The organism is Rhizobium sp. IY2, assembly GCF_047532935.1.
In the GTDB taxonomy this organism is placed as follows: Bacteria; Pseudomonadota; Alphaproteobacteria; order Rhizobiales; family Rhizobiaceae; genus Rhizobium; species Rhizobium anhuiense.
On sequence record NZ_JBLKNU010000001.1, the window covers coordinates 1,565,013 to 1,582,876 of the forward strand.

General features: G+C 60.9%; 15 protein-coding genes, 5 tRNA genes and 1 pseudogene. 10 read left to right on the forward strand and 11 right to left on the reverse strand.

What is annotated here, in order from left to right:
- Positions 1-23 precede the first annotated feature (23 nt).
- Together ACMUVN_RS07685 and ACMUVN_RS07690 are read right to left on the reverse strand one after the other, a co-directional pair.
- Positions 24-581 (reverse strand): dihydrofolate reductase family protein, encoded by a 558-nt coding sequence (locus ACMUVN_RS07685; RefSeq protein WP_174824522.1) that lies wholly within the window; start codon positions 579-581, stop codon positions 24-26.
- A gap of 192 nt (positions 582-773) precedes the next feature.
- Positions 774-880, reverse strand: a pseudogene (locus tag ACMUVN_RS07690) (CopG family transcriptional regulator); the annotation flags it as partial.
- Between the two features lie 157 nt (positions 881-1,037).
- Between ACMUVN_RS07690 and ACMUVN_RS07695 the strand changes: the two are divergent.
- Positions 1,038-1,553, forward strand: coding sequence for a tyrosine-type recombinase/integrase (locus ACMUVN_RS07695; RefSeq protein WP_414815013.1), 516 nt, complete (start codon positions 1,038-1,040; stop codon positions 1,551-1,553).
- On the opposite strand, the gene ACMUVN_RS07700 is transcribed toward ACMUVN_RS07695, so the two are convergent.
- Both ACMUVN_RS07700 and ACMUVN_RS07705 read right to left on the reverse strand, forming a co-directional pair.
- A tRNA-Arg gene (locus ACMUVN_RS07700) sits at positions 1,554-1,630 on the reverse strand.
- Positions 1,631-1,687: 57 nt separating this feature from the next.
- Positions 1,688-1,993 carry an ETC complex I subunit gene (locus tag ACMUVN_RS07705; RefSeq protein ID WP_063475492.1) on the reverse strand — a complete coding sequence of 102 codons (306 nt, stop codon included), beginning with the start codon at positions 1,991-1,993 and terminating at the stop codon, positions 1,688-1,690.
- A gap of 672 nt (positions 1,994-2,665) precedes the next feature.
- Here ACMUVN_RS07705 and ACMUVN_RS07710 point away from each other — a divergent pair.
- Positions 2,666-2,742: transfer RNA gene (locus ACMUVN_RS07710), tRNA-Pro, on the forward strand.
- 59 nt (positions 2,743-2,801) lie between these two features.
- On the opposite strand, the gene ACMUVN_RS07715 is transcribed toward ACMUVN_RS07710, so the two are convergent.
- Together ACMUVN_RS07715 and ACMUVN_RS07720 are read right to left on the reverse strand one after the other, a co-directional pair.
- The gene (locus tag ACMUVN_RS07715) at positions 2,802-3,290 is read right to left on the reverse strand and encodes a DUF192 domain-containing protein (RefSeq protein ID WP_063475491.1); all 489 of its coding nucleotides are present in this window, start codon (positions 3,288-3,290) and stop codon (positions 2,802-2,804) included.
- 1 nt (position 3,291) lies between these two features.
- Entirely contained in the window at positions 3,292-3,870 is a 579-nt protein-coding gene (locus tag ACMUVN_RS07720; protein ID WP_012757289.1) for a cold-shock protein, read from the reverse strand.
- Positions 3,871-4,065: 195 nt separating this feature from the next.
- On the opposite strand from ACMUVN_RS07720, the gene gloA reads away from it, so the two are divergent.
- The 6 genes from gloA to ACMUVN_RS07750 all read left to right on the forward strand — a co-directional run bounded on the left by gloA (position 4,066) and on the right by ACMUVN_RS07750 (position 8,647).
- Positions 4,066-4,506: a lactoylglutathione lyase gene (gene gloA / locus ACMUVN_RS07725; RefSeq protein ID WP_063475490.1), complete on the forward strand. Its 441-nt coding sequence runs from the start codon at positions 4,066-4,068 to the stop codon at positions 4,504-4,506.
- Positions 4,507-4,672: 166 nt separating this feature from the next.
- The gene (locus tag ACMUVN_RS07730) at positions 4,673-5,740 is read left to right on the forward strand and encodes a YcbK family protein (protein ID WP_047615721.1); all 1,068 of its coding nucleotides are present in this window, start codon (positions 4,673-4,675) and stop codon (positions 5,738-5,740) included.
- Between the two features lie 198 nt (positions 5,741-5,938).
- Positions 5,939-6,013 (forward strand) — tRNA-Glu (locus ACMUVN_RS07735).
- A gap of 74 nt (positions 6,014-6,087) precedes the next feature.
- Positions 6,088-6,162 (forward strand) — tRNA-Glu (locus tag ACMUVN_RS07740).
- A 176-nt stretch (positions 6,163-6,338) separates the two neighbouring features.
- Positions 6,339-6,413, forward strand: a tRNA-Glu gene (locus ACMUVN_RS07745).
- Positions 6,414-6,670: 257 nt separating this feature from the next.
- Entirely contained in the window at positions 6,671-8,647 is a 1,977-nt protein-coding gene (locus ACMUVN_RS07750; protein WP_414814978.1) for a glycosyltransferase family 1 protein, read from the forward strand.
- Positions 8,648-8,663: 16 nt separating this feature from the next.
- On the opposite strand, the gene recJ is transcribed toward ACMUVN_RS07750, so the two are convergent.
- From recJ to ACMUVN_RS07775, 5 genes are all read right to left on the reverse strand, one after another.
- The gene (recJ, locus tag ACMUVN_RS07755) at positions 8,664-10,466 is read right to left on the reverse strand and encodes a single-stranded-DNA-specific exonuclease RecJ (protein WP_063475488.1); all 1,803 of its coding nucleotides are present in this window, start codon (positions 10,464-10,466) and stop codon (positions 8,664-8,666) included.
- 185 nt (positions 10,467-10,651) lie between these two features.
- Complete coding sequence (locus ACMUVN_RS07760; RefSeq protein ID WP_063475487.1) at positions 10,652-10,894, reverse strand: hypothetical protein; 243 nt, start codon at positions 10,892-10,894, stop codon at positions 10,652-10,654.
- A 160-nt stretch (positions 10,895-11,054) separates the two neighbouring features.
- Positions 11,055-12,380, reverse strand: coding sequence for a homoserine dehydrogenase (locus ACMUVN_RS07765; RefSeq protein WP_063475486.1), 1,326 nt, complete (start codon positions 12,378-12,380; stop codon positions 11,055-11,057).
- A 60-nt stretch (positions 12,381-12,440) separates the two neighbouring features.
- Entirely contained in the window at positions 12,441-13,658 is a 1,218-nt protein-coding gene (locus ACMUVN_RS07770; protein ID WP_047614866.1) for an LL-diaminopimelate aminotransferase, read from the reverse strand.
- A 221-nt stretch (positions 13,659-13,879) separates the two neighbouring features.
- Positions 13,880-14,293, reverse strand: a complete 414-nt coding sequence (locus ACMUVN_RS07775; RefSeq protein ID WP_047614864.1) for a hypothetical protein — start codon at positions 14,291-14,293, stop codon at positions 13,880-13,882.
- A gap of 147 nt (positions 14,294-14,440) precedes the next feature.
- Between ACMUVN_RS07775 and ACMUVN_RS07780 the strand changes: the two genes are divergently transcribed.
- Both ACMUVN_RS07780 and ACMUVN_RS07785 read left to right on the forward strand, forming a co-directional pair.
- Positions 14,441-16,294 carry a PHA/PHB synthase family protein gene (locus tag ACMUVN_RS07780; protein ID WP_373289141.1) on the forward strand — a complete coding sequence of 618 codons (1,854 nt, stop codon included), beginning with the start codon at positions 14,441-14,443 and terminating at the stop codon, positions 16,292-16,294.
- Between the two features lie 207 nt (positions 16,295-16,501).
- Positions 16,502-17,842 (forward strand): tlde1 domain-containing protein, encoded by a 1,341-nt coding sequence (locus ACMUVN_RS07785; RefSeq protein ID WP_414814979.1) that lies wholly within the window; start codon positions 16,502-16,504, stop codon positions 17,840-17,842.
- Positions 17,843-17,864 lie beyond the last annotated feature (22 nt).

Sequence of the window (17,864 nt, forward strand, 5' to 3'; positions counted from 1 at the left end):
GAGTGATGGCTGGACCGGCGGGCTCAGCGGCGGACGCGGTAGCGGATGTGCGTGGCCTCGGGTGTATCGATCACCCGAACGATCTCCAACTCGACGCGCGATGTTAAGACTTCGAACATTCGGCGGCCACCTCCGAACAAGACTGGAACCTGGTGTATTTGCAGTTCGTCGAGCACGCCAGCTTCCAGCGCCCGCTGCGCCGTGTACGCGCCAAGCATCAACACGTCCCGGTCCCCGGCGGCGGCCTTCGCCTGCGCCATTGCGCTCGCGATCCCGTCGCTCACGTATTTGACCAAGGGATAATTCGCGACGGATGGCCCGGGCGGCCTGTGACTGGGTACGAAAATCGCGACACCGTGATTGTCACCACCCCAGTGATCGACCTGCTCCACGGTTCGCCGACCCGCCAGAATCGCACCTGGCGCGTTCCATTCGTCCCACAATTGTCCGACCGGTCCGGTCGGTCGGGAAAAATCCCCGTACCACTCGTGCAACCGCATAAAGTCGTCGCCGCCGGGATTGCCCACTTCATCGTTAGGCCCCGCGATATACCCGTCCAGTGACATGGACATGAAGAGCACTGATTTGGACACTGTTATCTCCTGTGGTCTCTTTACAAACTGGGGCCGTGGGAATTCGCTCTGCGGGGTGGGCTATTGATGCAAAAGCTCGTTCAGGCAAGCCGAGTGCGCGCGGACTGTCTTGATGTTCCCAAGGACGCTCGAGCGACACTGACGCCGACATCCCGAATACGGATTTTGGGTTATCGAAATTCATGCCGACCCATCCACGTCGCCGTCTTCATCGAGGTTGTGCACCGGGAGATAGGGGTGTTCTTCTCCATCCACTGGACTATGAATCTGATCGTGTCATTGCGCGTCTACGCTGTGGACGCGGGTATCGTGAAAAACAATCCCGTCCGAGATGTGAAAATGCCAAAGGCGAAGACTGAAGGCTTCAAGCCTTGGGAAGCGGCCGACGTCGAAAAGTTCTATGCCACGCACCCGGAAGGCTCGCAGGAGCGACTCGCCATGGACATGCTGCCTTTCACTGGCCTGCGCCGCTCGGACATCTTCCAGATCGGCCCGCAGCACGTCAAAGATAACATCATCGAGTACCGCGCAGGCAAGAATGACGAGTGGGTTTATATTCCTATTCACCCAGATCTTAGAGCCATTCTCGATGCGGTGAAGAAAGAGCATCTGGCTTATCTGGTGACGCCGGTTCATGGCCGGCCATTTAAGAGCGCGGCCGCGTTCGGGAATTGGTTCGGTCAAATGTGCGCTGAGACGGGCGTGGATGGCCGGGCGCACGACCTAAGGAAAACGCTCGCCCAGCTCCTGGTCGAAAGCGGCAACAGCAACAGCAAACTCAAGGCCCGTTTTGGCTGGAGAAGCGTTTCTATGGTCAACCATTACACGCGGAAGGCCGACAAGCGGAAGCTCGCTATTTCGAGCGCTGCGAAACTGAACGAGAACAGCCTAACCCCTCAAACCAAATCCAATGGGGGTTTACGCCTGAAAACAAAGCAAAAACAAATACTTGAAAATTGATGGCGACCCCTGCAGGAATCGAACCTGCGACAACCTGCTTAGAAGGCAGGTGCTCTATCCAGCTGAGCTAAGGGGCCGTCCGGCGGTCGCGTTCAAGGCGCGCGACCGAATGCGGCATATTTGGACGAGAAATCTCAATGCGTCCAGGGCTGCGTGCGGGTATAGCGGAAATTGTCGGGATAGGCGACCACCTGGCGGGCCGCATCCTTCGGCGCAATGACGCGGTATTCGACGCCGTTGCGCTGGGCATAGGCCTCGGCGAGTTCCTGCGTTTCGAAGGTCAGCTTCACCTGCTGGCGCATGTCGCCCGAGGAGGTGTAGCCCATGATCGGATCGATCTTGCGCGGCGACTCCTGATCGAACTCAAGCACCCAGAGATGGGTCTTGGCCTTGCCGGACTGCATGGCGGTCTTGGCTGGACGATAGATCTTGGCAGACATGACTGCGGCGTCTCCGACTATGCGGGCAGTGCCCGGCTTTCATGGTCTCAATCCCGGTTGCCGGGTCTTTTGCTTCATCGCTTGAGATAGCGCGAAGAGATGAATTTTGCTTATCCGCGAATCCGCGGCTTTTCAAGAAAAAAGGCGGTGCGCGACGCACGCTGCCTGCTCCATCTCATGACAAGCCGATGCATTGGGGAAACAAGGCTATCGGCGGGCGAAGCGGCTTTGGGTCGTCTTCCCACCTGTCGATCCAGCCCTCTCTTCATGGCCGAGGGACCTCAGGCCGAATTGCGCAATGTTACCGATCGTCGCATGTTGTGATTACAAGCTGATTGCCGCAGCCGGTCCCTGGCACTATCTACGGCTCCATCGGTTTCAGTGGATTTGCACTCATGATGAAACGTTCGCCAGAGTTCAATGCCATTGCGTTAGGAGCTGGTATCACGGCTTTCTTCTACGTCGTCATCAGCTACGCCCAATATCTCGGCCTGATCGCCCACGGCTGAGGCAGCCTTGTCCTGACGTTCAATGCGCCCGGCACGGCAGACGTGCGACCCATCAAGATTTTTCTATAGCATCCACAGGGCAGGCGAGGAATCTTCGACCAGCGCTGGATTTATGGGTTGCGACGGCGAAGTGAACCGTGTATCTCCCCTGCCATTCACGGCACGGAGTGTAGCGCAGTCTGGTAGCGCATCTGGTTTGGGACCAGAGGGTCGGGAGTTCGAATCTCTCCACTCCGACCATTCAATATCCTGATATTCCTGAATTCCCTCGCAGCCGCCTGCGCGCGACCCTGCCGCCGTCACTTCGCCTTGCTTGTCGTCGTGGCGCTGACGATCCTGTCGCCGGACTTGATTCCAAGCTTGGCGACGACGCCTGCATTGAGTTCGACGACGTATTTCACCTCGCCCATCGAATCGATGATATCGCGCGAATAGGGCTTTGCGTTTTCCTTGATGTGGCGGATCGTGCCGGTGTCGTCGGCAAAGAGCATGTCGAGCGGCAGAATGGTGTTTTCCATCCACATGGTGACGCGCCGCGGCTCGTCGAAATCGAAGATCATGCCGGCATCATCGGCCATCGTCTTGCGAAACATCAGCCCGCGGGCGCGCTGATCGGGGGTCGAGGCGATCTCTACGGTGAAATGCAGCACCTTGCCCGCGGCGGTCTGGATGAGCAGCGGCTCCTTGTCGAACCGCATCTGCTCCTCGGCCAAGGCCGGCAGCGCAGCCATGAAAAAAAGCGCCAGGATGGCGCTTCGGATGGCATGAAACAGGGACAGGCCACGCATGTCAGTGCGACCGGCTTGCCGGGCTCGGAACATCAGGATGGATCTCTGCGGCCATCAGGCCCTTTTCGCCGTCGCCGAAGCGGACAAGCACCACCTGGCCGGGACGCAGTTCCGTCAGGCCGAAGCGACGGAGCGTCTCCATATGCACGAAGATATCTTCCGTGCCCTCGCCGCGCGTCAGGAAGCCGAAGCCCTTGGTGCGGTTGAACCATTTGACCAGCGCACGCTCGAGCCCGCTCGTCGCGGTGACCTGCACATGGGTGCGCACCGGCGGCAGCTGCGACGGATGAACCGCGGTCGACTGGTCCATCGAGAGGATCTTGAAAGCCTGGTAGCCGCGCTCGCGGCGCTGGATGAGGGCGACGATGCGCGTTCCCTCGAGGATGGTCTGGTAACCGTCGCGGCGCAAACAGGTCACGTGCAGGAGAACATCCTGCATGCCGTTGTCGGGTACGATAAAGCCGAAACCCTTGGCGACGTCGAACCACTTGACGACGCCGGTGATTTCAACAAGATCGACCGCCTCTCCTGATAGCTCGTCGAGATCGGAGTATTCGTTCGATGAAATCCTGTCAGCCATTGTCGCCAGCCCCTCGAATACGCGTCACACTGTTACGGTTAACTGATTCTTGAAATCAAGATTAACATCTTGGTAACGGATAAGCGCAAGTCCTAGTTTTCGGTTATTCCCAGCTGCACATTTTATAAAGTTGACTTGCCCGAAGCTGACCTCGGCTTGCTGAAAAAAGCCAGCCCCAATAAAGGAGTAGATAGAATGCGTTATCTCCACACAATGGTACGGGTCAAAGACCTGGATGCCTCCCTCGCCTTTTACACCACGCTGTTCGGGCTGGAGGAGATTCGCCGCCACGAAAACGAAAAGGGCCGCTTCACCCTGGTTTTCCTGGCCGCTCGCGACGATCTCGACCGTGCACGCAACGAAAAAGCTCCCTGCCTCGAACTGACTTACAACTGGGATACAGAGGATTATAGCGGAGGACGCAATTTCGGCCACCTCGCTTATGAGGTCGACGATATTTATGCGATCTGCCAGAAGTTGATGGACAATGGCGTCACCATCAACCGGCCGCCGCGCGATGGGAACATGGCCTTCGTGCGCTCGCCCGACGGCATCTCGATCGAAATCCTGCAGAAAGGCAGCCCGCTTCCGCCCGCCGAACCCTGGGCCTCGATGGGCAATACCGGCGCCTGGTAAGGGTTTTTCGCCGCAAGGCTTTTGCGAAACTTGCGGCTTTTGCGATTTCGGGTCCGGCCGGCGCCTTGCCGCTTGCCGCGATCCGGCCCCGCAGGCAATCTCCCGATGACTCGAAGCGGAAGGCGGCGTTTATGCCCATTTTCCGCATCAACTGGAGACTGCTCGCTTGCGTAACATGCAGATGCGGATGCCCGTGACGGGCGCTTTGCTGATCGCCACCTCGGTGCTGGCGCTGTCCGGCTGCGCGTCGGACAAGAAGGCGCTCGATTCCGCCGCAGTTGCTCCGGCGGCGTCGGCCACAGTCCCTCAGCTTGCCACGGTAGCGCCCGCAGGCTCTGTCCCTCGTTCGGGCTACACGGACCCTCGACTCGTCAACGTCTCCGGCGCCCAGGCCGCGCCTCAGCTCGTCGCGCAGGATCCGAATGCCGCCGTCCCGCCGGCCGATCCGGCGAGCACAGCACCTGCCAATATCGGCGGGCTCGTCCTGCAGTCGACCCGGATCAACGCGCAGGCGATGAGCATTTTTTCCGATCATCAGCCGGCGCCGCAAAACAACAGCACGTCAACCGTCATCCAGCCGCAGGCCTATGCGCCGGTGCAAGGGGCGGCACCCGCGCGAAGCAGCGTCTACAGCCAGCCATACGTGCCGCAGCCGCCGGCGGAGCCGGTGCTGCCGCAGCAATCCTCACAGAACAACAGCACCCAGCTTGCGCCAGTTCAAACAGCGTCGCTCGCCACGGGCAGCATTCCGACCTCGACGATGAATGCGCTCTACAGCGCGCCGAAGCAGAACCTGCTCGGCAGTCTTTCCGGCCTGCTGCAAAAGGCCGCCCTGCCCGGCATGACGCGTATCGCGCCGAATGGCCTGCATGTGCAGAACGACAAGGTCGAGGTCGGCTGCTTCAAGCCCGACCTGCTGAAAGTGATCAAGACGGTCGAAAACCATTTCGGCCGGCCGGTTATTGTCACGTCAGGCTACCGCGACGAAGAGCACAACCGCCTGGTCGGTGGCGCCGACGAATCGATGCACAAGAGCTGCGAGGCGGCCGACATCCAGATCGACGGCGTAACGAAATGGGATATCGCCGCCTATATCCGTTCGCTCCCGAACCGCGGCGGCGTCGGCACCTATTGCCATACGGATTCGGTCCACCTCGATACCGGCAAAACCCGTGACTGGAACTGGGGCTGCGGCGGCAAACGCGCGCCGATAACGACCGCAAGAGCAATCTGACGACCGCGCGATTTTCGCATTACGTTACGGCAGCACCACCTCGCCTCGTTAAAGAAACAGCCGGCAGCCCGTTGATTCGGCTTCAATAATCGGCTTTTCGAACACGCCCGGATTTCTTGTCACTTTTTTGAAAGAAAAACCGCAATTCCGCTTGCGGGATTCAAAACGCCTGACTATAAGGGCGCCACCACGAAGGAAGCGCCCTTCGTCTATCGGTTAGGACACCAGATTTTCATTCTGGGAAGAGGGGTTCGACTCCCCTAGGGCGTGCCACTTTCTCTCCATATAGAAGCCATCACATCCGCTTGCAGAAGCCGGTGCGCATTCCTATTTCAGTAAAGTTGCCTGCGCCCTTCGTCTATCGGTTAGGACGACAGATTCTCATTCTGTAAAGAGGGGTTCGACTCCCCTAGGGCGTACCACTGGATTGCGCAATGGCGCCCAAACCAGCCCGCTGGCTTATCTTTCCCGGCCCCGTCGCCTGACGATACCAGGTTTTTCCACAGTCGAAAAAAATCGGCGAAAACGATGATTTTTTCACGCCTTGGCGCTTGCGGCCTTCGAAGGTGCTGACTATAAGGGCGCCACCACGAAGGAAGCGCCCTTCGTCTATCGGTTAGGACACCAGATTTTCATTCTGGGAAGAGGGGTTCGACTCCCCTAGGGCGTGCCACTTCTCTCCCCAAAAATCATCCGTCTATTCGAGCCAGATTCGCGGCCTTGTTTGCCGCTCGCACCTCTCCTTCGGCGCAAACCTCTCGTAGCGTCCGCGCTCTACGTACGAACATCGCGGCTTAACCTTTCCCCTGGTCTAGCGAAACTCGTGCCAACAGTGTGGCGCAAGCTTCACGTCCAATAGTCGGCCCCAAACCAGCCCGAATGCCGTTTCGTGAATCACGGAGACGGCGGCCATGCACGAAGGACGATGCCTTGACGATCAATCAGCCCATTTCCGCTCTGCCGGCCGGTCTTCCTGATCTGGCGCTTCTCACGGAAAAAGCGGCCGGCACGGGATCGGTCATCGTCTATCAGCCCTATCTCGATCCTTCGCAGCGCAGCCAGCTCGACGCGGCTGCCGTGCCGCTCGACATCTCGTTCAATACGCAGGCGACAACCCGCGAATATGAGCTCTTCCACATCCTGCATCAGCATCACGAGGCGATCGGCCTCGGTGACGACGTGTTCTGGGGGCTGCTCTCCAGCAAATTCGAGATTAAATCGGTGACCAGCTTCCCGTCCTTTGTCACCGAGGCGGAAAAAGCCAGGGCCGAAGGTGCAGACGCCTATCTTTACAATCCGCTGATCGGCCACGCGGCGATTTACAGCAACGTTTGGGAACATTCGCTGCTTGGCGGCCATCCCGGCATGGAGCCGATCTTCCTGCATATCCAGGAGCTCGGCTATCCGATTGCGCCGCCGCAGGACAAGACTGCCTTCATGTTCTGCAACTATTTCTGCGGCAACCGGAAATTCTGGTCCGGCTATTTCGCCTTTTGCGAACGCATTCTCGAATCGCTCGAAAATCAAGCGCGCGTCGGCACCCCGGCGGGTACCGCCTATGCCGGTGAGGCTCACTATTCACGCGATGCCAACGCGAAGATGCGCCCCTTCGTGATCGAACGTCTGCTCGGGCTTTATGTCCGGCAGGCTGCCGCCGCCGGATTGAAGATCGCCGCCTTCGTACCGACCGTTGCCGATTTCGAATGGAAGTTCGGTGTCCGCCTCGGCCGTATGCTGCATGGTCTTTTCACCACCAAGGAAGCCTTTCTGCGCAGCCGTGACCAGGCTCTCCTGACCTCGTGGCAGGAAGGCCGCCAGCCGCTCATCAAGCAGCCGCATCTGATCTGGGGGACTGATGATCCGCCCGCCTGGATGCCGCGCGGCCAATTCATCGGCGGCCGCGAATTGATGCGCGCCTATGCTTCGCAGGCTTCAGGCGCCTCTGCGGCGCCGCAGCAGCCGGTACGGACCGAAAGGCCCGCTCTGCCAGCCGCGCCGAAGATCGAGCAGCCGCTCCGCAACCCGTTGCAGCCCTTTGCCGGCGGATGGCAGGCGCACAAGGACCGTCATTGCATCTGGATCGTGACGCCGGCCAACTACAGTCATAGCCACGCCTTCGACGAAGTCGCGCTCGGCCTGCAGGGCGCCTTCGAGGAACTCGGCGGCTCGGCACCGATCGTCCGCGACATGAATGCGTTCGCCGGCCGCGCGCCGATCATCTACGGCGGCAATCTTCTCCCCGCCGAAATCGTCGGCCATCTGCCGCAGGACAGCGTCATCATCAATCTCGAGCAGGTGTCGGAAGAAAGCATCTGGATCAATTCGCGCTACACCTCGATCCTGAAGTCGCTTCCGGTTCTCGACTACAGCCCGCGCAACCGGGAAAATCTCGCCGCCAAGGGCATTGACCATGCCGGCGTGCTCGAGGTCGGCTATAGCCGCTGCCTCAGCCAGATACAGCATGCCCCCGTCAAAGATATCGACGTGCTCTTCTACGGCTCGATGAACGAACGCCGCCACCATATCCTGAAGACGCTGGAGCAAGGCGGGCTCAAGGTCGCGCACCTCTTCAACATCTATGGCGCGGAACGCGACGCGGCGATCGCCCGTTCCAAGATCGTCATCAACATCCATCATTATACGAGCGGCGTCTTCGAGATCGTGCGCATTTCCTATCTGCTCGCCAATCGCGTCTGTGTGCTGACCGAAGGCGATATCCGCGACCCGGATCTCCAGCCCTTCAGCGGCGGCCTGGCGGTCGAGCCCTATGACAAGATGATAGAGCGCTGCCATAAGCTGATCGGAGATACCGCCGAGCGCGATTCCATCGCCGCGAAGGGCTTTGCGGCCATGAAGAGCCGATCGCAAGCGGAGATGCTGATGAGCGTCATGACCGCCGGCAGCTGATGAAATTCGCAGAAGATTACCGCGCCGGAGCCGCGTCGCAGACGCGCAGCTGGATGCGGCGTGAACCCTGGTAATGCTCGGCCCCGAGCGAACCCGCGACATGCAGGCTGGCGCCGCGTGAATTGATGAGAAGATTGCCGAGTGCCGTATCGGCGGCGCGGAAGGCGATGCCGTCGAGCCGCGATCCGTCCATTGCCTCCAGCGTCACCTTCACATGTTTCTCGCCGACGAGGCGGGCATCGCGCACGCGATGTGCCGGCACGGCAAAGAGCGGCTGGGCGTGACCGGAGCCATAGGGGCCGGCGGCCTCCAGGCGGTCGATGAGTTCGAGAGTGGCGCCGCTTGCGCCGATCGCGCCGTCGATCTTCAGCGTCTCGTTGGCGACGAGGCTGGCCACCGTCCTTTCGGCCTTCTCCGTGAAGAAGCTTCTCAGCCTGCCGAGATTGGCGCGCTCGACCGTCAGCCCGGCGGCCATGGCGTGGCCGCCGCCCTTGACGAGAATCCCCTCGTCGACCGCAGACCGCACCATCCTGCCCATGTCGAAGCCGTTGATCGAGCGGCCCGAGCCGGTGCCGCGGCCGGAGGGATCGAAGGCGATGGCGAAGGCCGGCCGTTTGAATTTCTCCTTCAGCCGCGCCGCGATCAGCCCGACGATGCCGGGATGCCATTTCTCATGGGCAGTGACGATGACGGAGGCCCCCTCGCCGTCGCCATATTCGGCGAGCGCCTCGGCTTCCGCCTCCTGCAGCATGATGGCCTCCATCGCCTGGCGTTCGCGGTTGAGCTCGTCGAGGCGCTGCGCGATCATTTCTGCCTCACCGGCGTCGTCGAGCGTCAGCAGGCGGCTTCCGAGCGCCGCATCGCCGATCCGCCCGCCGGCATTGATGCGCGGTCCGATCAGGAAGCCGAAATGATAGGGTGTCACCGGACCTGCGAGCCCCGCCTTGCGGAAGAGTGCCGCAAGCCCGGCATTGCTCTGGTGGCGAGCGGCGACCAGCCCCTTCACCACATAGGCGCGGTTAAGGCCCTTCAGCGGCACGACATCGCAGACCGTCGCCAGCGCCACGATATCCAGCCATTGCAGCAGATCGATCGCCAGGATGCGCTTGTTGCCGGCCGCACGCAGCAGCCTCAGCGTTGCGACCAGCACCATGAAAACCACGCCGGCTGCGCAAAGATGCCCCTGCCCCGAGAGATCGTCCTCGCGGTTCGGGTTGACCAATGCATGGCAGCGCGGCAGCTCATGTGTCACCTGGTGGTGATCGATGACGACGACATCGACATTGCGCGCGGCAGCGGCTGAAAGCGCCTCGTGACTGGTGGAGCCGCAATCGACGGTGACGATCAGCTGGGCGCCATTGTCGATCAACTGGTTGATCGCCGCCGGATTGGGGCCGTAACCTTCGAAGACGCGGTCGGGAATATAGATGTTCACCTTGACGCCGAAATGGCTGAGAAAGCGATACATCAGCGCCGAGGACGCCGCGCCATCGACATCATAGTCGCCGAAGATCGCGACGCTCTCGCCGCGCTCGATGGCGCTCACGAGGCGGACTGCGGCCTTTTCGCAATCGGTCAATGTGTGAGGATCGGGCATCAGGCTGCGGATCGTCGGATCGAGGAATTCGATCGCCTCGTCCACCGTGACGCCGCGCCCGGCCAGCACGCGGGCGATCAGATCCGGCAGTCCGTGAATCTGCGACATGGCCAGCGCGCGGTTCTGCCCGGCCTGGTCGAGCCGCGCGACCCAGCGATTGTCGAGCGCGGATTTCTCCACGCCGAGAAACGCGCGCTGTACCGGATCGACGGGATCTGCCATGCCACACTCCGCTGACTTCATCTGCTCTTTCTACAGGAGCAGCGGAGATAACATAGCGATGGATTTACAGACACGGATATTTACCAAAGCATGTCGCGCAAAAGTGTGCGGCGGTTTTGCGAAAACGACATGCGTGCAAGCAAAAACTCTAAAGCGCGAGCGAATCTGAAAGATCGCGACACGCTTTAGAATACCGCCCAGACGATCAGGGCGATGCCGGCCAGTTGCACCAGTATGACCGAAAACAGCGTCAGCAGAATGGCCCAGTTACGGCCTTCCGTGTGTTCGTCGCCGTCAACCTCCTCAGGGACCTCCTGGCGAATTTCATGGTAGGCCGGCTTGAGAGTTTGCTCAAGCATATCAGGACGGCCTGGCGGCACCTCGCTCGGGCGGCCATACCCCTTCCCGGCGTGGCTGTCCTTGCTCATGAAATTCTCCACCCAGACGACTCACCATCTCTGGTTTAGTTATATCAATATTTCGGTATCTGTTAATATAGGCTTCCGTAACGAAAGGTTGCATAGATAGCAGAAAAAACCGCCCTGCCAGAGGCGGGGCGGCTCAACTATTCCGCACGGGAAGAATGGCTCAGCCTTCCTCTTTCGGCCGCTCGATGCGAATGACCTGCGGCTCGCCGAAGAGATAACCTTCCGACTTGATCGAGGCGACCGCCCTGCGCACCGACTCCTCCATCGTCGCGTGGGTGACGAGAATGATCGTCTGGTGATGCGAGGGGGCCAGATGCTGCTTGGAGCGCTGGACGATCGATTCCAGCGAGATGTTGTTTTCTGCCATGCGGGTTGCGACGCTGGCAAAGACGCCGGTGCGGTCGAGCACGGTCAGGCGGATGAAATAGCCGCCTTCATGGCTCTGCATCTGCGCCTTGCGGTAGGGCTCCAGCGTCGTTGCGGGATGGCCGAGCACCGGTACGCGCTGGGCGCCCGGCTGGCTCTTGGCGATATCGGCGATGTCGCCGAGCACCGACGAGGCCGTGGCATTGCCGCCGGCGCCGGGGCCGACCATCAGCAGCTCGCCGAGCACGTCGGATTCGATCGCCACCGCATTGGTGACGCCGTCGACCTGGGCAATGACCGAATCTACAGGCACCATTGTCGGATGGACGCGCTGCTCGATGCCGGTATCGGTGCGCTGGGCAACACCCAGGAGCTTGATGCGATAACCGAGCTCGGCGGCGGCGTGGATATCCTCGATCGAAATGTTGGTGATGCCTTCCAGATAGATATCGTCGGCCGCAATGCGATTGCCGAAGGCGAGCGTCGTCAGGATGGACAGCTTGTGGGCCGTGTCGTTGCCCTCGATATCGAAGGCCGGATCGGCCTCGGCATAACCCAGCCGCTGCGCTTCCTTGAGGCATTCGGCGAAGGAAAGCCCCTCCTTCTCCATCTTGGTCAGGATGTAATTGCAGGTGCCGTTCATGATGCCGTAGATGCGCGAGACGGCATTGCCCGTCAGCGATTCGCGCAGCGCCTTGATGACCGGGATGCCGCCGGCGACTGCCGCCTCGAAGTTCAACAGCGCGCCCTTCTCCTCGGCGATCATCGCAAGCTCGACGCCGTGATAGGCAAGCAGCGCCTTGTTGGCTGTCACCACATGGAGACCACGCTGGAGTGCGGCGCGCACCGAGACGTTGGCCGCCCCTTCGGCGCCACCCATCAACTCGACGAAGACGTCGATATCGCCCTTTTCGGCAAGGTCTTCCGGGCGGTCGAACCAGGTAACAGCGGAAAGATCGATGCCGCGGTCCCTCGTCCTGTCACGCGCGGAGACCGCGGTGATGGTGATCGGACGCCCGCAGGTGACGGCAAGCTCGTTGCTCTTCTGCTGAATGATGCGGACTAGCGAGGCGCCAACGGTGCCCAAGCCCGCAATGCCGATTTTGAGGGCATCTGCCATGGATCGATCCTGAATGTCTGTGTGGCGGCAGCCGTAAAACACGGCTGCCGGAGAGTTGGATTAGCGGTGCGCGTTCAGCGAGATGACGTTATGCATCGTCTCGTCTGCCGTCGACATGAACTTCTTGATGTTGCGCGCAGCCTGGCGGATGCGGTGTTCGTTCTCGACAAGCGCCAGACGGACATAGTCGTCGCCCATTTCGCCGAAGCCGATGCCCGGGGCAACGGCGACGTCGGCCTTCTCGACCAGCAGCTTGGAGAACTCCAGCGAACCGAGATGACGGAACTTTTCCGGGATCTTCGCCCAGGCGAACATGGTGGCAGCCGGCGGCGGCACGTCGAAGCCGGCCTTGCCGAAGCTTTCGACCATGACGTCGCGGCGACGTTTATAGACGTTGCGGACTTCCGCAATGTCGGAGCCGTCGCCGTTCAGCGCATGCGTCGCCGCCACCTGGATCGGCGTGAAGGCGCCGTAGTCGAGGTAGGACTTGACGCGGGTCAGCGCCGCGATCAGCCGCTCGTTGCCGACGGCAAAGCCCATGCGCCAGCCGGGCATGGAGAAGGTCTTCGACATCGAGGTGAACTCGACCGTGACGTCGATCGCACCCGGTACTTCGAGAACCGACGGCGGCGGGGCGCCGTCGAAGTAGATCTCGGAATAGGCGAGGTCGGAAAGCACGATGATGTCGTGTTTCTTGGCGAAGGCGACGACGTCCTTGTAGAAATCGAGCGTCGCGACAAAGGCTGTCGGGTTCGAGGGGTAGTTGAGAATCAGCGCCAAGGGCTTCGGGATCGAATGCCGGACCGCGCGTTCGAGCGGCTCGAAGAAGCTCGCATCCGGCTCCACCGACATGGAGCGAATCACGCCGCCTGCCATCAGAAAGCCGAAGGCGTGGATCGGATAGGTGGGGTTCGGGCAGAGGATCACGTCGCCAGGCGCGGTGATCGCCTGCGCCATGTTGGCGAAGCCTTCCTTGGAGCCCAAGGTGGCGACCACCTGCGTATCCGGGTTGAGCTTGACGCCGAAACGGCGGGCGTAATAGGCGGCCTGGGCGCGGCGCAGCCCCGGAATGCCCTTGGACGACGAATAACGGTGCGTGCGCGGATCCTGCACGACCTCGCACAGCTTGTCGACGATCGACTGGGGAGTCGGAAGGTCAGGGTTTCCCATGCCGAGATCGATGATATCGGCGCCGCCCGCTCGCGCGCTTGCTTTCAAACGGTTGACCTGTTCGAAAACATAAGGCGGCAAACGCCGGACTTTGTGAAACTCTTCCATTTCATTCCCCATGGAAAGGCGGCTTTTCGGGCCGCAGTCGAAGTTCGTTCCGTCTCCCGGCGGCTGCGACACGAACTTCAGAATCGCAACGCCGTATTCATCAGACCCAAGCCACGCGGCAAATCTTTGACGGAAAGGCCGCGTAACGCGCTTTATCGGGAAAATTATGTCTTCCGATCCATCCGGAAGGCTTTGCGTCCAAATTGCCTGAAAGGCAAGGTCTATTTGGAGATTTCGGAGAGCGTATCGGTGCCGTGCTCGGCGGCCAGGCGCCGCATTTCGGCGACCTTGGCCTGATAATCGGCTTCCGAGAGGGTGCCGGCCTTGCGCTGGGCGGCAAGTGCGGTCAGCTGATGCTGCAGGTTGGCCGCCTGCTCGTCGCTCATCTGGACGTTGGCGGCCGTCAGCGGCGCGCCGAAATTCGGATAACCGTCCGGCGACTTAGCAAGGCCGCCTTCGACCGCCTCGCCCTTGGTCGCCGGCATGACGACGGCGGTCGGCGCCGCTCGCTTGGCGGCGGCGGCGGCCTTCTGTTCCGCCGTCAGATTGCATCCGGCAAGGGCCATCGCCGCCGCGGCGCAGATCAGTGCGGTGCGGTTGAAGGTTGCGATGCGCAAAATGCCGTTCTTCGTCATGCCTCAAAAATCCAGTTCTGACTGCTTCGACTGTTAAATTTGTCGCAGCCACAAAGCAATAGCATGAGCCGACGCGCGTGGAACTTGTTTTCTCGTTCAATCACGATGTACAACGATTGGATAAAAAGAGTGCTGCCGCCGGAGGAAATGGTGACCGACAGCAAGAAGGAGAGTGGCGGCAAGGCCGGTATCGACGCGACCGATCTCGATCCCTATCTGCTGAAGGATCCCGAGGCCATGGCGATGAATTTCGCCCGGGCGCTCGAAAATCTCGGACAGGCAGCGTCTGCCTGGCTTGCGCCGCGCGAACGCGGCGAGATCACCGAAAGCGCCATCGATCCGATGACCGACATGGTCAAGACGCTCTCCAAGGTCACCGAATACTGGATTTCCGATCCGCGCCGGACCTTCGAGGCGCAGACCCAGCTGATGTCCTCGTTCTTCGGTATCTGGATGCGATCGATGCAGCGCATGCAAGGCGCGAGCGGCCTGCAGGGCGGCCCCACGCCGCCGGAGCCGGATACCCGCAAGGACAAGCGCTTCTCGGACGAGGACTGGCAGAAGAATCCGTTCTTCGATTTTCTCCGCCAGGTCTATTTCGTCACATCAGACTGGGCGGAAAAGCTGGTGTCGGAGACCGACGGCCTCGACGAGCACACCAAGCACAAGGCCGGATTCTATGTGAAGCAGATTACGGCTGCGCTATCGCCGACCAACTTCGTCGCCACCAATCCGCAGCTCTACCGCGAGACGATCGCCACCAGCGGCGCCAATCTGGTGCGGGGAATGAAAATGCTCGCCGAGGATATCGCCGCCGGACATGGCGATCTTCGCCTTCGCCAGACCGACATGACGAAATTTGCCGTTGGCCGCGACATGGCGCTGACACCAGGCAAGGTGATCGCCCAGAACGACATCTGCCAGATCATCCAGTACGAGGCTTCGACCGAAACGGTGCTGAAGCGGCCGCTGCTGATCTGCCCGCCCTGGATCAACAAATTCTATATTCTCGACCTCAACCCGCAGAAATCCTTCATCAAATGGTGCGTCGACCAGGGTCAGACCGTCTTCGTCATTTCCTGGGTCAATCCGGATGCGCGCCACGCCGATAAGGACTGGGCGGCCTATGCCCGCGAGGGCATCGATTTCGCGCTTGCGACAATCGAGAAGGCGACCGGCGAGAAAGACGTCAACGCCGTCGGTTACTGCGTCGGCGGCACGCTGCTGGCGGCGACACTGGCGCTGCATGCCAAGGAAAAGAACAAGCGCATCAAGACCGCGACCCTCTTCACCACCCAGGTCGACTTCACCCATGCCGGCGATCTCAAGGTTTTCGTCGACGAGGAGCAGCTTACGGCGCTCGAAGAGCATATGCAGGCGGCCGGCTATCTCGACGGCACGAAGATGTCGATGGCCTTCAACATGCTGCGCGCCTCCGAGCTGATCTGGCCCTATTTTGTCAACAACTACCTGAAGGGCCAGGATCCCCTGCCCTTCGACCTCTTGTTCTGGAACGCCGATTCGACCCGCATGGCAGCGGCAAACCATGCCTTCTACCTACGCAACTGCTATCTCCGGAATGCGCTGACGCGAAACGAGATGATCCTCGACGGCAAGCCGGTGTCGCTCAGGGACGTGAAGATCCCGATCTATAATCTCGCCACCCGCGAGGATCACATCGCGCCTGCCAAGTCCGTCTTCCTCGGCAGCCAGTTCTTCGGCGGCAAAGTGGAGTTCGTCGTCACCGGCTCGGGACACATCGCGGGCGTCGTCAACCCGCCCGACAAGAAGAAGTATCAATATTGGACCGGCGGCCCCGCCAAGGGCGACTACGAGACCTGGCTCGACCAGGCGACCGAGACGCCGGGATCGTGGTGGCCGCATTGGCAGGCCTGGATCGAGACGCATGACGGCAGACGCGTGCCGGCGCGCAAACCCGGCGGCGACGCGTTGAACGCGATCGAGGAAGCGCCGGGAAGTTATGTGATGGAGCGCGCCTGAGAAGGCCCAAAGCATCTCTTTGTGAGACGTCGAGAGAAAGAGCGACGCCGCGTAAATAAATTAGAAACCATAATTCGTCATCCTTGCGAAACAGTCGGATGTCGCAACTGGTCTAAATTCGGCCCATTTGCGCCTTTACCGGCCCCGGCGAAGTTTAGTCAGTCAGTGCCGCCGGCCTGCGTAGCGAGTTTGAAAGACGAGTGTAGTATGGCGTTTGCGGTCGGGACGTTCGATAACGTCACCCCTCTTGGCGGATCTGCTTTCCGTTGGCGCAGATCTCGCGGTTTTCTTTGCGGTGTCGTCGGCGCCGGATTTCTGACCTCCACATGGCTGATCGCGACTTTCGCGACGATGCATTCGATGGCCGTGCCCTATTCTCCGTCTGATCGCCTGACACAGGTCGGGACCGCGCCGAAGCTGGCGCCGCCGTCACACCATGAGCGGCTGATTCATGTCGGCAAGGCCGATCGGCTGGCTCCCTTTGACGCGAAACCGAAGATGCCGCTAACGGCGAGCCTCATCCAATCCCATGCCGAAAAGACCGCCGCCGCGGCAACGGCGCTGGCCGCTCTGACAAAGAACAATCGGCTCACCATAGCTGCCGAGCAACCGGTCGTCGCCGCGATTTCCGACAGCGCCAAATTCCGCAAGGATGCTGTGATCGCGCCGCCGCCGCTCGAGCTTGCCTCGGTAAAGCCAGAAGCAGGCGATAGCGACCGGATCATTATTCCCTCGAAAGAGGCCATCGCCGCAGCCGAAGTCCCGGCCCTGCTTGCGCTTGCCGATGCCGGACCCCGGCAGATCGCGCCGGCCCCGGTCGAGCCGGCCGCATCTCCCGTCAGAACCGCCTCCATTCCCGCCTCAGAACCCGCACCTGTCGTGGTTGCCGCCGCGGAAGAAGCGCCGCCCTTCGATCTCGTCCTGGCCCCGGATGAAGGTTCCGTGCCGCTGCCGATGGCGCGTCCCGATGGCCTCGTCGGCAAACCGGCGCCGACCGCCAAGGGTTCGCAGCGCGCTGGCGAGCCGGCACTTGCCTACGCCCAGCCGAACTCGCCGATCGAAGATGACGAAGACGATGCCGTGCCGCGTTACGACAAGCCGGTCTTTTCGCCCAAACTGCGCGCAGGCGTGGCGATCTACGACATCGAGAACAGCACCGTCTATCTGCCGAACGGCGAACGGCTGGAAGCCCATTCCGGCCTCGGCAAGATGCGCGACAACCCGCGCTACGTGGACAAGAAGATGCGCGGACCGACACCGCCGCACACCTATGTCCTCACCATGCGCGAAGCCCTTTTCCACGGCGTCGAGGCGCTGCGCCTGACGCCGGTCGAGGGTTCGGACGCCATCTTTGACCGCGTCGGCCTGCTGGCCCACACCTACATGCTCGGCAGGAACGGCGATTCCAACGGCTGCGTCTCGTTCAAGGATTACAAGCGCTTCCTCGCCGCCTACAAGCGCGGCGACATCAAGCAGCTCGTGGTGGTGCCGCGGCTGAACAACAAACCGGCTTCGACGCTCGCCTCGCTGTTTTCATCGCGAAGCTAGCCGATAGGAGAGCGAGCAGCCG

What these genes read in the sequence shown, in the direction of transcription:
- ACMUVN_RS07695 (WP_414815013.1), top strand. Translation starts at nt 1,038, where the DNA reads ATGCTGCCTTTCACTGGCCTGCGCCGCTCGGACATCTTCCAGATCGGC.
- ACMUVN_RS07760 (WP_063475487.1), bottom strand. Translation starts at nt 10,894, where the DNA reads ATGAGCAAGGACAGCCACGCCGGGAAGGGGTATGGCCGCCCGAGCGAG.
- ACMUVN_RS07770 (WP_047614866.1), bottom strand. Translation starts at nt 13,658, where the DNA reads ATGGAAGAGTTTCACAAAGTCCGGCGTTTGCCGCCTTATGTTTTCGAA.
- ACMUVN_RS07720 (WP_012757289.1), bottom strand. Translation starts at nt 3,870, where the DNA reads ATGGCTGACAGGATTTCATCGAACGAATACTCCGATCTCGACGAGCTA.
- ACMUVN_RS07780 (WP_373289141.1), top strand. Translation starts at nt 14,441, where the DNA reads ATGGTGACCGACAGCAAGAAGGAGAGTGGCGGCAAGGCCGGTATCGAC.
- gloA (WP_063475490.1), top strand. Translation starts at nt 4,066, where the DNA reads ATGCGTTATCTCCACACAATGGTACGGGTCAAAGACCTGGATGCCTCC.
- ACMUVN_RS07785 (WP_414814979.1), top strand. Translation starts at nt 16,502, where the DNA reads ATGGCGTTTGCGGTCGGGACGTTCGATAACGTCACCCCTCTTGGCGGA.
- ACMUVN_RS07775 (WP_047614864.1), bottom strand. Translation starts at nt 14,293, where the DNA reads ATGACGAAGAACGGCATTTTGCGCATCGCAACCTTCAACCGCACCGCA.
- recJ (WP_063475488.1), bottom strand. Translation starts at nt 10,466, where the DNA reads ATGGCAGATCCCGTCGATCCGGTACAGCGCGCGTTTCTCGGCGTGGAG.
- ACMUVN_RS07765 (WP_063475486.1), bottom strand. Translation starts at nt 12,380, where the DNA reads ATGGCAGATGCCCTCAAAATCGGCATTGCGGGCTTGGGCACCGTTGGC.
- ACMUVN_RS07715 (WP_063475491.1), bottom strand. Translation starts at nt 3,290, where the DNA reads ATGCGTGGCCTGTCCCTGTTTCATGCCATCCGAAGCGCCATCCTGGCG.
- ACMUVN_RS07705 (WP_063475492.1), bottom strand. Translation starts at nt 1,993, where the DNA reads ATGTCTGCCAAGATCTATCGTCCAGCCAAGACCGCCATGCAGTCCGGC.